General features: G+C 52.7%; 10 protein-coding genes and 1 tRNA gene. 6 read left to right on the top strand and 5 right to left on the bottom strand.

Annotated elements, in window-relative coordinates:
• The first annotated feature begins 2 nt into the window (after positions 1–2).
• The 3 genes from FUA23_RS10500 to FUA23_RS10490 all read left to right on the top strand — a co-directional run bounded on the left by FUA23_RS10500 (position 3) and on the right by FUA23_RS10490 (position 1,956).
• The gene (locus FUA23_RS10500) at positions 3–950 is read left to right on the top strand and encodes a GYDIA family GHMP kinase (RefSeq protein ID WP_147930698.1); all 948 of its coding nucleotides are present in this window, start codon (positions 3–5) and stop codon (positions 948–950) included.
• 79 nt (positions 951–1,029) lie between these two features.
• Positions 1,030–1,761 (top strand): ferredoxin--NADP reductase, encoded by a 732-nt coding sequence (locus FUA23_RS10495; RefSeq protein ID WP_187270963.1) that lies wholly within the window; start codon positions 1,030–1,032, stop codon positions 1,759–1,761.
• Positions 1,762–1,883: 122 nt separating this feature from the next.
• Positions 1,884–1,956, top strand: a tRNA-Ile gene (locus FUA23_RS10490).
• Between the two features lie 81 nt (positions 1,957–2,037).
• On the opposite strand, the gene FUA23_RS10485 is transcribed toward FUA23_RS10490, so the two are convergent.
• From FUA23_RS10485 to FUA23_RS10470, 4 genes are all read right to left on the bottom strand, one after another.
• On the bottom strand, positions 2,038–2,991 hold the full coding sequence (locus FUA23_RS10485; protein ID WP_147930696.1) for a DUF4412 domain-containing protein: 954 nt from the start codon (positions 2,989–2,991) through the stop codon (positions 2,038–2,040).
• A 388-nt stretch (positions 2,992–3,379) separates the two neighbouring features.
• The gene (gene xerD, locus FUA23_RS10480; protein ID WP_147930695.1) at positions 3,380–4,291 is read right to left on the bottom strand and encodes a site-specific tyrosine recombinase XerD; all 912 of its coding nucleotides are present in this window, start codon (positions 4,289–4,291) and stop codon (positions 3,380–3,382) included.
• 185 nt (positions 4,292–4,476) lie between these two features.
• The gene (locus FUA23_RS10475; RefSeq protein ID WP_147930694.1) at positions 4,477–5,157 is read right to left on the bottom strand and encodes an HAD family hydrolase; all 681 of its coding nucleotides are present in this window, start codon (positions 5,155–5,157) and stop codon (positions 4,477–4,479) included.
• Positions 5,158–5,461: 304 nt separating this feature from the next.
• Positions 5,462–6,661, bottom strand: a complete 1,200-nt coding sequence (locus FUA23_RS10470; protein ID WP_187270962.1) for a 6-bladed beta-propeller — start codon at positions 6,659–6,661, stop codon at positions 5,462–5,464.
• Between the two features lie 731 nt (positions 6,662–7,392).
• Between FUA23_RS10470 and FUA23_RS10465 the strand changes: the two genes are divergently transcribed.
• From FUA23_RS10465 to FUA23_RS10455, 3 genes are all read left to right on the top strand, one after another.
• A complete protein-coding gene (locus FUA23_RS10465) occupies positions 7,393–10,008 on the top strand; it encodes a M1 family metallopeptidase (RefSeq protein ID WP_147930692.1) in 2,616 nt (871 codons plus the stop codon).
• A gap of 330 nt (positions 10,009–10,338) precedes the next feature.
• Complete coding sequence (porG, locus tag FUA23_RS10460) at positions 10,339–11,205, top strand: type IX secretion system protein PorG (protein WP_147930691.1); 867 nt, start codon at positions 10,339–10,341, stop codon at positions 11,203–11,205.
• A 146-nt stretch (positions 11,206–11,351) separates the two neighbouring features.
• A complete protein-coding gene (locus FUA23_RS10455; RefSeq protein WP_147930690.1) occupies positions 11,352–11,762 on the top strand; it encodes a secondary thiamine-phosphate synthase enzyme YjbQ in 411 nt (136 codons plus the stop codon).
• 8 nt (positions 11,763–11,770) lie between these two features.
• Here FUA23_RS10455 and FUA23_RS10450 read toward each other — a convergent pair whose 3' ends face one another.
• Positions 11,771–14,299, bottom strand: coding sequence for a M14 family metallopeptidase (locus FUA23_RS10450; RefSeq protein WP_147930689.1), 2,529 nt, complete (start codon positions 14,297–14,299; stop codon positions 11,771–11,773).
• Positions 14,300–14,390 lie beyond the last annotated feature (91 nt).

The raw sequence follows: 14,390 nt of genomic DNA, 5'->3' as shown, positions 1-14,390 counted from the left end.
CGATGGATCACGTATCAGACTCACCCTCAATTCAACTGGCACCTCACGGTAAATTATTACTGACCGGCGAATATTTTGTGCTGGATGGTGTGCCGGCCCTGGCTGTACCTACGCGTCGGGGGCAATCGTTCGAGGCCGTTCACCTTTCAGACTCCTCGGACCACGACGTGTACTGGAAGGCGTATGATGTGGAGGGCTGGGAGTGGTTCAATCACGCTTACGATAAAGAAGAGTGGGCGCGAGCGCAGGTGCAAAGCGAGGATCCAAGAGCAAGGATTTTGCAGATATTATACGCTGCCGAAACCCTCAACCCGGGTTGCACCCGTCAACTGCGGGGAGTGGAAGTGAGTACTCACCTGCAATTCGACCGTAAGTGGGGGTTGGGCAGCAGTTCCACCCTGATCGCAGCGGTAGCAAAGTGGCTGGGGGTGAACCCTTACGCACTGTTGGAGCAAACTTTTGGTGGCAGCGGCTACGACCTGGCCTGCGCCTTTGCCGAAGGGCCGATCCTTTACGAACGCAATGGCACCAGCCCGAAGGTGACTCCGGTCAGCTGGGAACCCGATTGGTTGCAACAAACCTGTTTTGTTTACCTCAATCAGAAACAGAACAGTAGAGAGGGGATCCGGGCGTACCGGTCCGCCACGGTTTCAGAACACGCGAAGACGGAAATCCGCCGTATCACCACTGCTCTTTTAACCGGTTCATTGCACCTGCGCGCCGCCGCCCGCCTGCTGCTTGAGCATGAGGAAATCGTAGGGAATACACTCGGCCTTATACCCGTACAGCAGAAGCTGTTTCCGGGCTTCCCAGGGGCGATCAAGAGCCTCGGCGCCTGGGGCGGCGATTTTGTCTGGGCGCTGAGCGAGGATGAACCGGAAAAAATTCGGAAATACTTCAACGAGCGGGGATATGAGGTGGTTATTGGCTATGATAGCATGGTGGTTTGAATTTTTATGTTGTGCTCTTTTGCATATAAACATGTTTATATTCAGACCACTCCTTCTCCCCCCCTCAACCCTCCCCCCAATGCCGAAATGGAAACCAGCAAGAATTACAAGAATAGAGCAGCGCTCTCCTTCCGTCCGCAGCTTTTGGCTGGAACTGCCAGACCGTGACGTTCTCGATTTTCGTCCGGGTCAGTTTCTCACCCTCGACCTACCCATTGGCGAAACCCGTCGTGATGGCTGGCGCAGCTATTCCATCGCCGCCGCTCCGGACGGCTCTAATCAGGCGGAACTCTGCATCGTTCGCCTGCCCGAAGGAAAAGGAACCGGCTACCTCTTTGAAGGTGCCGACATCGGTAGCGAAGTAATGACTAAAGAGCCGGCCGGAGTATTTACCCTTCCGGAGGGGCCTTTAGAAAACGATATCGTGATGATTTGTACGGGCACGGGCGTGGCCCCTTTTCGGGCAATGCTGCAGGATCGGCTGGGTAAAGAAACCGTCAACTTTCACCTCATTTTCGGCTGTCGTACCGCCCAGGATATTCTCTACCGCGAGGAATTCGAAGAAATGGCGCGCGCTCATCCCAATTTCACCTATTCGGTGGCCCTGAGCAGAGAAGAAACCGAAGGCTCCGCCAGCATAGAAGTGACAAAAGGTTATGTACACCCGATCTACGAAGAAAAGTATGCGGAGCTACATAGTAACATTCGCTTCTACCTGTGCGGTTGGGCTGTTATGGTGGACGAAGCTAAAGAACGACTCCTGAAGCTCGGGTACCCCAAAGAACAAATCATAGAGGAACTCTACGGATAATACCTGAACTTAATTTTTTTAGTCTCTGGGTGAAACTTTTAACGCCACCACTTACCTTTGCACTTCGAAAGGAAGTCTCGTGGTAATTCAAACTGAATAACCCGTCCAACAGACTTACTCTCGGGCCTATAGCTCAGCGGTTAGAGCGCCGGACTCATAATCCGTCGGTCCCAGGTTCAAATCCTGGTGGGCCCACCGCTTAAAGAGACAAACCCGCCGTGGTCCGAAAGGACCAGGCGGGTTTGCTCATTTATGGGATTAAGGGTTATTCAATCTTTAGAAGCCGATACTCTGAATTTCAATACCACTAACATCGAGTAAGGACCGGTCAATGTTCTCTTCTCCTACTTTGATGTTGCTGAAGTGAGTCTCGTAGGTTTTGCCCTTGTCTTCGGTGATTGATAGGATAGGGAAGCCATCGAAACCCCGTTCCATCACGCTGTTAGGGCCGGTTTTTACCTTATTACCCAGAGCGCCCATCATTTCGGCAAATACATCTTTGGAATTTATCGATAAGTCCTGAGTCACCCACGAAGTGGTAATGGTGCCTTCTTTCTTGTCGGTTACGATGATCTTTTCGCAGCCGTAACCGTCAATTGTTTTCCGCTCTCCGGTTTGGACGAATTCAAACCGGTCGGCAGTTTCTTCGGCGGCGTCTGCGGCAAGTTTTCTTACTCCCGGCATTTTCATCCTGAAGCCCGTCTTCTTCCCTTTTTTGTCGGTTGTTATCATGGTTGTTTTACCATCCTGAGTGTTGAAGATCATCCGGCTAATTTCGGTGCCATTCTGATCTTTGACTAATACGGCGTACTGATCGGTGGTGACGGCCATGCTCATTGTGTTCGTCTCTGTTTTTCCGTTCTTTTTGATTTCGGTGATCTCCATGTCCAGGCTCACTGAGTATTCGTTGGTGAATGGTTCGTAAGGAGCGGCGTCTTCGTTGCCGATCATACCACCGTAAGGGTTGGCGGCAGGACTGCTTTCCGAAGACTGTGCATCAGAATTGGTGTCCGGAGCTGGCTCGGCTTTCTTTTTCTTTTTCTTGAAGAGATTGCCGATAGAATTAAAAGCGTCGTCGACAGCCTCGTCGACACTACGGTCTACTTTGTTTTGGGCTTTGTATTCAGCGCGCTGCTTGGCGCGTTTTGCCGCACGATCAGGAACAGACTGAGCGGTAGCCGTAAAGGAAAGAAGCAGGGCGAAGGCTATAAGAATTGGACGAGGATTCATGATAGTAAACTTTTGTGTGTTTATGGAGAGCCCCGGAAAGGTGGTAGATTATCCTCCCCGGGCGGTAATTCGTCTCTTTATGTGTCCTCAGTATTAAGTGTTACACCTTGAGCGAAAAAAACCGAACCGTCTCAATATTGCGTACGTTTTAAAGGCAGCAAAGCCTTTATACCCCAGGGCTGCTGCTGCCCTCAGCATAATCAATAAAAAGCCCGATGGAAATCCGTAAGAACATAGGCCGACTCGGTTTTATCACATTTCTGATGCTACTGTACGTCAGCCTGTTTTTTCTGCCTCAGCTAAGTGCGCTGATTTAGGGCAGGTTGACTCTACCCGTCTGTTCAGAAATGCTCGGAGTGTAGCCCTCTGCGGTAGCCGATACTATTATTTATCGCTTGTTGGCCGGGTGGAAACTCATGATGGTCTCCCGCAGAAAGTCTGTATCGAGGTGGGTGTAAATCTCAGTGGTAAGGATGGATTCGTGTCCGAGCATTTCCTGCACGGCGCGGAGGTCTGCGCCACCTTCAATCAGGTGGGTCGCAAATGAGTGACGAAACGTATGTGGGCTCACATTTTTTTCAATACCTGCCTCAGCGGCATATTTTTTTACGGCGGTAAATACGCTAATGCGGCTCAATGCTCCGCCGCGCCGGTTCAGAAACACAACGTTTTCGGCTTCCGGCTTGATGGGCATTACGGGCCGCACGTATTCCAGGTAAATCTCCATATGGCGGATTGCTTCGCCCCCGATCGGGACGATGCGCTCTTTGTTCCCCTTACCCGTTACGCGGATGAAGCCTTCGTTGAAATAGAGGTTGGTCAGTCTGAGCGAGGTCGCTTCGCTTACCCGTAAGCCGCAGGCATAAAGGGTTTCCAGTAAAGCACGGTCGCGTAGACCGTGGTCCAGGCTGAGGTCAATTTGACCGAGCAGTTCACGGATTTCGTGATAAGTGAGTACTTCCGGGATCTTACGACTCATTTTGGGGGCTTTCACCAGTTCTGTTGGGTCGTGTACGATCAGTTTTTCGTCGAGCAGAAAGCCGAAAAAGGTCTTCAGGGCCGAGATCAACCGGGCCTGGGAGCGGGTGGCCAGACCGAGTTCCGCTAAGTACTGGATGAAGGCATCCAGGTGAAAGCGCTCGATGGCCGAAGGGGTAAGCTCCCATTCCCGCAGCTCCAGGTAGGCGGGCAGTTTTTCCACGTCTGAGCGGTAAGCAGACAAGGTATGGTCGCTATAGCCCCGGTTCAGTTTCAGGTAAGCGGCAAAGGCATTGAGGTTGTTTTTCCAGACGGCTTGCATGATCGGCAAGGTACGGGTTTTGTGGGCGCGGTCGCAGGTGCAGGGTGGAGGTAGAGGGAGCATGGTTGGAGAATCGGATATTATTTCCGTTGTACGGGTAGCGCTGAATTATGGCTATTGCATACTACCGGCTTTTCTCACCACAGGAACCCAACAGGCCTTAAGCCTTAAAGGAAAACTCTCCCTCAACCCACCAGCATAAATCCGTCGTTCGTCTGCTCCACCCGCAGCCCCCGGAAGTCGGGCCGAAAACTCGCAACGTCCAGCGCCGCAAACTCCGGCGGGGTGTGGGTGGTCGTCAGCACCATCACCGGGCAGCCGGCGTTGTTGGCAGCCTTGGCCCCGGTGACGGAGTCTTCAAAGATGACACAGTCCTTGAGGTCGACACCTAGCGCGCCCGCCGCTTGCTGGAAGACCTCCGGATCGGGCTTGCCCCTGCTCACCATACCGGAGTGAACGAGGTGGCCCATTAAATCTCCGATGCCGAGGTTTTCTACCACGAACTCGGCGTTCTCCTTCGGCCCGGCCGTACCGATGGCCATCGGGATGCCGACGGCGTGGGCCTGCCGGATAAAGTCCAACGCCCCGGGCACGATGTTGGCCGCAAAGTCGGCGGCGAAGATGTCACGGTAGGCGGCTTCTTTGTCCCAAGCGATTTGATTGTATTCTTCGAGGGTGTACTTATCTCCGAAAAGGTTTTGCAGTATTTCCAGGTTAACGCCGTGGATTTCCGCTTTGACGCGTTCGAGGCTATAATCCAATCCGAGTTCTTTGAGGCTTTTCTGCCAGGCACGGTGGTGAACCATCATGTTGTCGACCAGGGTACCATCGAGGTCGAAGAGGATGGCTTGGGTGGGGATGTTCATACTGCCGTATTGTTTTTGAGAAGCCAAAGATAGGTTCATCGGGGCCACCAAAAGCGCACCCGCTGGCGATATGCCAAGCAGGTATCTCCAAAACACTTCACCATGTTCTGCTCTTTCACAGGCCGCACTACCCATTGCCAGAGAATGCCACCCAGTAGGATGTACAGCAATACCGTTACGGGGCTAAATGAGAAGGTCCTGAAATACCGGACAGAAATTTTTTGTAATTTTCAGTCCAATGAAACAAGAAGCGAATACGAAAAAGAAGTACAGAAAGTACTCCTTTCCTCTCTTCTACAGCACACTATTTCATAATTGATAGCACGATGTTACAATACTCGTCTGTCTTATCTGCTGCGGCGAGGAACTTTTTTTGCCCCGTACTGTAGCTTTTCGGTTCCATGGTCTTTAGTGACTCGGCGTATTGGCTGAATTCTTCGGCCAAATGGTAGAAGACCAAACCGCCAGTATCCGTAAAACCTAAGAAATATTTTAACGGTGGACTTCCGTCCGGACCCTCTGGGCCATTTCTGCTAAAATCGAGCAAGACTGTTTCTTTCTCGCGCGTCTTTCTATTGAAGAATACCAAATATCTCTTACCTGGACGCATGAAGGAGAACATCAGATTCTTTTCACTTTCATGCACAGCGTTTATCAGTCCAGACTTGTCTGCCTTAACTAAAAAATCAAATTGTTCTTCTGTGTCCATTGTGCTCATTTTGAGCAATTCGTTTTCCGTGACCCATAATTCATCTTCAAGTTGCACGTGGTACTTTTTAGTTACCTCGTTGATCCCAACTTCGTAGATGTGGCTATCAAACCAATCGGTATAAAGTATTTTCTCGGAGTTGTGCGCATGGTGAAACGTTTCATAAAAAGAGAACCTCATGTTTTTGGCAGGCGTGTCCTTGACACCGAGAAAACCATCAATTTGCTCTGGCTGTAATCCAGTTTTCCAGCTACTTTTTAGCACGGAAGACGGTGGATTGGTCTCTAGGTCAGGTCTGATCAACAGGGTGTTTTTGTTCATGAAAGCAATGTTTTGAACCCCCGCTTCGCTTTCAGGGATGGAGACGCTGTTGATGAACTCTAGTTCTTGGTTGAAAAATAATATTTCGTTCAGGTAAGTATCTGTCAGTACAACTTTATCACCGAAGAGGTCAAAATCACTAACTGAGTAGAACGCTTTCTGGAAATTACTCGACCCTTTCAAGCTCTTTAATAGACGACCCGTACGGTCAAACTTAAAAATACTCCTTTCCGTATTGATGTCTTGAAGGACAAAGGCGTGATTTTGAAGAAGCAAAGCCCGTTGTGCGCCGAAGAGGTAATTTTCGCTTCCTTTTGACGACAGGGGGATGTATTCGATATCTTCATACCATGTGTCTGGCAGACCATATGTGTGGTCGCCTGTTTGGATGACGATCGGTTCTTTAGCCAAATCTGTATGGCATGAACTATTAACCAGGAGGGCAAGTATTGCTAGTGTAATAACTCTTCTCATGTTCTTATGAATTAAAAAAGTGCTGGTAGCCAAGTATGAAAAGCACTTGACTACCAGCAGCATAAAGATGGGCTGATTGTTCAGAAAGCGATACGACAACCTTAGTAGAAGCCGTTTACATTGTCAGCAACCAAAATAATCAATATTCAGGCGTTGAATCGCATGGGGGCTGCTGATACCAGTAACAACTTCCTTGTCCAAAGTCACAGCGTTTCACTCTTTTCCCGTCGGGGCAATAAGCATAAGATGCCCTACGGGCAGGAAGGAAGGGGCCTCCCTGTGCAAACATTTCACTTCCTTGTCCAGTAAAACCAATGCTTGGTATACTTGGAATAGAAAGGAAAAACAAGGCCAATAAAAATGAAGACTTAAGAATCAAAGCTTTCATGAATCAGGGGGGGTATATCTAATGGCTCCTCATCAGATAAGAGGTCACCATAAAATAGGCATGGTGGAGCCTATTGTCGTCAGCAACGATAGGCCTGTAGAAAACATAGTTTCCCCAAACTTCCCCAAGTTCTGGTGTCGATCTGGACGACCCAAACACATTAGTGCTGTTTTATCTGCCTCCGGGAGGAACACTTGTAGTACCGCCAGAGCACGCCGTACAAACCACTACTCGCCTTGTTACTCCGCAGGGTGTTTTGCCCTGCACCTGCGGCCGCGCCCATACAACAAACCACCCCCAAAAAGCGTCATTATACCTTAACAATCTTTCTTAAAACCAAGTAATGCGTAATACCCTGCCTTTGATCGGCCTGCTAGCCACCTTGCTGGCTTTTGGCTGTTCTCCTAAAACCTACACTGTGGCCGCCCCGGAAATGGAAACCCGGAACCTGGACACCATGACCGTAACTCCAGCAGCCAACGGCGTGATTGAAACCGAGGAAATAGTGATGCCCACAGAGAAGGTCATCCCCAACGAGCGCCCGGTCTACAACGCCGCCTACAACCGCACCCACGACCTGCTGCACACCCGACTGGACCTGAGCTTCGACTGGGCCAAGGAAATGGTGATCGGTAAAGCCACCCTGAAGCTGAAGCCCATCTTCAAGGCCAGCCGAACGCTCGTGCTCGACGCCAAAAACTTCGATTTCAAGAGCATCACCATGAACGGTAAAGCACTCGACTACACCTACGAAGGCGATAAGCAAACCGTGAGCATCGACCTTGGCCGCGAATACACCCGCGACCAGGAGTATACCATCGTGCTCGACTACACGGCCGTGCCCGCCCAAAGCGGAGGCTCTGCGGCGATTACCTCCGACAAAGGCCTGTTCTTCATCAACCCCGACGGAACGGAAGACAAGCCAATGCAGATCTGGACGCAGGGCGAAACCGAAAACAACAGCCGGTGGTTCCCGACCATCGATAAGCCCAACGAGCGCTGCACCCAGGAAATGTACGTAACCGTTCAGGACAAGTTCAAAACCCTTGGCAACGGGGTACTGGAAAACTCTACCAAGAATCCTGACGGCACCCGTACCGACTACTGGAATATGGAGTTGCCCCACGCCCCTTATCTCTTCGCGCTCATCGTCGGTGAATTCGATATCGTAGAAGACGAGCCCTGGAACGGCATCCCCGTGAACTACTACATGGAAGACGGCTTCAAGGATTACGCCAAAGATATCTACCCCTACACCCGCGAAATGCTGACGTTCTTCAGCGATGTGACCGGTGTACAGTACCCTTGGGCCAAGTACAGCCAGGTGGCGGTACGCGACTACGTCTCCGGCGCAATGGAAAACACCACCGCCGTCATTTTCGGCGAGTTCATGCACGGTACCGACCGCGAACTGATCGACGTAGAAACCAACGAGAAAATCGTCGCGCACGAAATGTTCCACCACTGGTTTGGCGACTACGTCACCACCGAGAGTTGGAGCAACCTGACCCTGAACGAAGGCTTCGCCAACTACAGCGAGTACCTCTGGATGGAAAAAAAGCACGGCCGCGATGCTGCCGATTTTCATATGATGAGCGAACGCTCCGGGTACTTCGGTTCTGCCCAGCGCGGTATCCACGAACTGATCTGGTACGACTTTGAGGACAAAGAACAGATGTTCGACGCTCACAGCTACAATAAGGGCGGTGCCGTGCTCCACATGTTGCGCGACTACCTGGGCGACGAGGCCTTCTTCGCCGGCCTGACCAAGTACCTCAACGATAACAAATTCTCCGCCGTAGAAGTAGACGAACTCCGCATGGCGTTCGAAGACCTGACCGGAGAAGACCTCAATTGGTTCTTCGATCAGTGGTTCCTCAGCGCCGGACACCCCGCCCTGAAAGTAGAAACAGGCTACGCCGACGGAAAAGTAATGCTGACCGTGGAGCAAACCCAGGATACAGACGAAAACGTACCGGGCGTATTCCGCCTTCCCACCAAAGTCGCCATCTTTACCAACGGATCCACCACTCCCGAAATGATGGACATCGTGATCGATGAACGCAAGCAGACGTTTACTTTCCCCTCCAGTGTGAAGCCCGATGTAGTAGTGCTTGACCCGATGCATACTTTGCTCGCTCAGTTCAACTACACGAAGACCACCGAGGAGTTGGCCGCTCAGTTCAAAGGAGCACCAAGCCTTGTCGATCGGATGCTGGTGCTGCAGCGTTTGGGTAATAAAGAAGATTCTGCCCTGAAAACTGAGGTGGTTTCCATGGCGCTTAACGACCCGTTCCACGGCGTTCGGGAAGCAGCACTGGGCATGATCGTTGAATCTGCGGATGAAAACCAACTGAAGGTTGTTCGCAGTTTGGCGAAGTCTGATCCGCACTCCAGCGTACGAGCAACGGCCATTCAGGTGCTGGCTGCGAACGAAGACAGCGAACTGAAGGCCATCTCCGAAATGGCGCTCGACGCTAAGCCTTATCCCGTTGTTTCTGCAGGATTGCAGGGGCTTGTTGTTGCCGATCCGACTGCGGCCACCGCAGCCGCCACCAAGCTGGAGGCGCTGGATAACCCTTCGGTAAACAGTGCCCTGGCCAGCCTTTACGCGGAAGCGGGGGATCCGGCTAAGCTCCCGTTTTTCGAGAAGCAAATGAAGGTTGCCGATGGCTACGGTGCCCTCGACGTGATGGATGGTTACCGGACACTGCTCGCTAAAGGAACGCCCGCTCAGATGACGGCCGGGCTGGAAAAGATGGTTGCCATGGCTAAAGATCAGAACCAAAGCCTCTTCCGCCGCCTCGCAGCAACGAAAGCACTTAACGATATGCGCGAGGAAGCCAAAGCCGCAGGAACAACCGACGTCGTGACCAAGCTGGGTACCATGATCTCCGCGATTAAAGCTGTTGAGACCGACCCTAATCTGCAGCGTTTCTACCAGCAGTTTGGGGGATAGACCATTTGGTCTTTTAGTTCGTGTGATCGTTTGTTGACAGAGCACCAGCGGTCTGTCAACATTTGAATTGGTTGTAAAGTGCTGGTAGAATTACGGGGCTGACCAGGCGCTCAAACCGAAAAGATGCCGCAGATTACTACCATGTTCAGGTTTGGCAGGCCGTTGGCATTTCTCGATTTTGGCGGGCGCGGCCGCAGGTGCAACGAAGGTTGAAAGCTCTTAGTACTACTTTCTACCCGTCACATACTACAAGCCCGTGACCTGCGTTTAATTTCCAAGTCTTAACCGGCGCGACGATTAACAGTAATCGTCGCGCTATCTTTTTGCTCTATGTCTATTTTCCGTTCTGTTTTCGCTTTTGTTGTCATCGTGCTGTTCCTTCCTTCCCAGGCTGCTGCCCAGCTGGAGATGAGGGGCTTAGAGATTGGCCCCTGGGCTGGTGCCTCTGTTTACCTGGGTGACCTGAACACTGACTTCAGCCTCAACCGGGCCAATGTTGCCGGCGGCTTCGCCGCCCGGTACAATTTCAACCATCGGCTTGCTGCCCGGTTGAGTTTCAACTATGGACGTATTGAGGCCTATGATTCAGACAGCTCTAACCCGTTTGAGCAGAACCGGAACCTGAGCTTCCAGAACGATATCTTCGACGGTACCGCCCAGTTCGAATTCAACTTCCTGCCCTACTTCCACGGACACAAGGAGTATTACTTTACGCCTTATGCGTTTGCTGGCGTCTCTGTGTTTACCCACAGCCCCAAGACAAGAACCGACGACGGACAACTCGTAGACCTCCGTGATTTCGGCACCGAAGGCCAGATGCGCGGCGATGAATACCTCACCATCAGCGGAGCACTCACCTACGGCCTTGGTTTCAAATGGGACCTGAGTTACGAAATCAGCATGGACGTAAACATCGGCGTACGTAATGCCCGTACCGACTATCTCGATGATGTGAGCACAATTTACCCCGATCAGTCGGACCTCATCCGTCAGCGGGGCCAACTCGCCTACGATCTCTCCGACCGTAGCCTCATCCTCGACTCCGAAGGAGACCGCATCGACCGGCAGGGAGAGCAGCGGGGTGATGATTCTCTACTGGACAAATACATTTTCGCCGGTATTGGTTTTAATTACTACTTCGGGGACGTGCGCTGCCCTGATTACGGACACAAAAAGAGCCGCCGTCGCCGGAGGTAGTTCAATCAAGAACGTTTAGAACACTGTTCATCGGCCTTCAGGCCGTGCAGGTTCCACAGCCTTCAGGCTGTCCCGCGCATAAACATTTCCTCACATCGGCCTGAAGGCCGATACACCAACACGGCCTGAAGGCCGGGCAACCAACCATGGCAACCCAGTCCCAATTCACCCTCAAGGCCCGCCGCCGGGGCTACCACATCATCACCCGCGAAGTAGCGGAGAACCTACCTGACCTTCCCGATGTCGGCCTGCTGCACCTTTTCATCCAGCATACCTCCGCCGCCATCACGATCAACGAAGCGGCCGATCCGGACGTGCTGGTCGATTTCGAGTCCGTCTTCAACCACATCGTCCCGGAGAACCTGCCCTTCCTCGTCCACACCATGGAAGGCCCGGACGACATGCCCGCGCACATCAAAGCGGCTATGATTGGGCATTCCGTCACCATCCCCATTACCGGTGGCAGGTTGAACCTGGGCACCTGGCAGGGGATTTATTTGTGTGAGTTTCGGAATCGGGCGTCCGGACGGCGGATGGTGGCTACGGTGTATGGTTAAATGTACTCCTAATCCACCTGAAAAACCGCATTAGCGAACAGCAACTTGCCCTGCTCCCAAAACCCGCGGTACAGCGGGTTGTCGACGAGGTAGATTACCTGTCCACGGCCCATACCCTGAACGCCGAAGACGAGGGTTTCTTCGATCTCCTTCTGTGCTTTCGAGCCCACAAAACCTGAGATGAAGGGGGTTGCCCGGATGCGACCGGCGTTGACGCCGCCTTTCAGGTAATCGAAGGTAGCGGAACCGGTTTTCAGGCTGTAGTAACTTTTCCCGATGCCGAAGCTGAGCGGATACGTTTCGTCCATTTCCACACCAAAAATAGCTCCGGGGTTGAAGCCGGCGATGAAGCGACGCTCGGAGCCGGCGTGCGGCAGCAGGCGGGGATCAGGGAGGTTTTTAGCATCCTCTTCGTCCTCTTTATCGGAGTCTTTGCGCTTCAGATTGAAGCCATCCAGACCGCTCAGGGAGCGGTTGGCTCCTTCGATCGCGATAAGCTTTCCGCCGCTGCGGACCCAGTCTTTCAGTTCGTCGGCTGCGCCGCCCAGATTATAGCGACCGCTGGGCATGATGAGCACATCGTAATCGCCGGCGGCGATGGCGCCGATGTCGTCTGTGTCGAAAACACTGACGGGGTATTTGAGGTCTTGCTCAAAGTAGTACCATACCTGCCCGAACTGATTTGGGTTGACGTCCTCTCCGGCGAGAACGGCGATGCGTGGCGCGAGCTGCAGGGTGTAAACGCTGCTGCCCAGGTCGCCGCCAGAGGTACTGAAACCAGTCGTCAGGATCTTCATGTCTACCTTATGCTTGTTTACCAGGCGGCGGACGGTAGAAGTGAAGTCTTTCGTTTTTCGGTTATCTCCTTTGTTGATTACGATGGAGCCGGGCCCAAAGGTTTGCTCACCGAAGCGGAACTCGCCGGTGGCCGTGCGGGCGTTCACACCGGAAGACAACAGCTCGCCGAGAAAAGCGGCGCTTGTGACATCTTCCCACGGAATCACGTAAGCGTATGCCGACGCGAGGTCTTTACCCGCAAATGGGTCTTCGTAAGCCGTGAAATCATCCTTGCTGCTGGCGACAGTGTTCAATTCAATGCGCTGGGTACTGGCGTAAGCGTCCAGTCCGAAGGCAAAGGGAACAGACCAGCCCGTGATGTCGTAAGTGACGGAATCTTCTACAAAAGCATCGGGGTCAAAAAGTGTCTGGGTGAGAACCGACCGTGGCTGGTGGGCGCTGATGACGAGATCGCCAACGTTGATGCCACCGGTTTCATTTTTGCCGGCTTTATAGCTGTACATGTTGCCCGAATAGCCCTTAGTCGCAAATCCGTATTCGATGCCGTTGCGCTGTAACAATTCTACGAGGTGCCGCATTTTGCCGCGTGGTGTTTCGGCACTGATTACGTAAGTCAGGTATTTTCCCTGTGGGTCCTTTTCTGCTTCCTCGAAGTAATCACGGAAATTTTGTGTGAGCCGATCACTTTCCCGGCTGGCAATTTCAATAGTACTCAGCGAGGTGGTTCGGTGGTGAGCAACGCGATCGGCCAGGGTGAGGGTGTCGCCGTTTGGCAGGTCGATGGCCCGCCCGGAGCGGCCGTGACCTGCTTGCTCGTAAGTCATCCCGATGGCACCGTTGAAGGTAGGCCAGGTGTCACCATAGCTGGGGTAGAGGAGGTCGAAGCGTTCGCGGGTGAAGTAAAGCCAGCCCTCGCGATCAAAGTACCGGGCGTGATTTTTACCAATTTCGGTCTGGAAGTTGCCTTGCCATTCAGTGATGTATTCGTGGTAGGGCGCGGCCGCAGGTGCAAAGTAATACGGACTGGTATGGCCCTGTTCGTGGAGATCTGCGTGTATATGGGGCATCCATTCTTTGTACTTCACCATTCGTTGCCGGCTTTCAACCTGGGTCTGCCAGGCCCAGTCGCGGTTGAGGTCGAAGAGGTAGTGGTTTACCCGTCCTCCGGGCCAGGGCTCCTGGTGCTCACGGACGGAAGGGTTGGGGTCTAAGCCCAGGGTGGCGTTTTGGCGGTACCAGTTGGAGTAGCGGTTGTATCCGTCCGGGTTCAGACTGGGGTCGAGGATGACAACTGTGTTTTTCAGCCATGCGCTGGCGCGCGAGTCTGGCTTCACCAGATCATAGAGTACGCCCATACTGGCTTCGGAACCTCCGGCTTCGTTGCCGTGTACGCTGTAGGAGAGCCAAACAATAGCAATGTCGTTCAGGGTTGGGTCCGGGTCTCCGGGCAGCAGACCTGCGTTACGCAGGTTGTTCTCCCGGATGGCTTCGAGGTTAGCGATGTTCTCGGGGGTACTGACGAAAGCCATCAGCAGCGGGCGGGCTTCGTTGGTGCGACCGTACTGTTCGAGTTTAACCTTAGGACTTGATTCGGCAATCTGCTGATAGTAGCTCACCAGCATGTGATGGGGCGTGAAGGTTTCCCCCAGATTGTGAGGCAGAAATTCGCTGGGGGTAACAATCTGAGCACAAAGGCCAAAGGATAAGACCAGGGCAATAGTAAGAAGTAAGCCGCGCATGTGTTCTTGTGTTTTTGATTGAGGGGCTAAAGCTAAGGAATAGATCGGCTAAGTCGCTATTTCGCAACACCGGATATGACAGGATTATAAC

Origin of the sequence: Neolewinella aurantiaca (assembly GCF_008014675.1) — a bacterium.
Classification (GTDB): domain Bacteria; phylum Bacteroidota; class Bacteroidia; order Chitinophagales; family Saprospiraceae; genus Neolewinella; species Neolewinella aurantiaca.
Note: the sequence above shows the minus strand (reverse complement) of the source record. Positions and strands in the feature narration are given on the sequence as shown.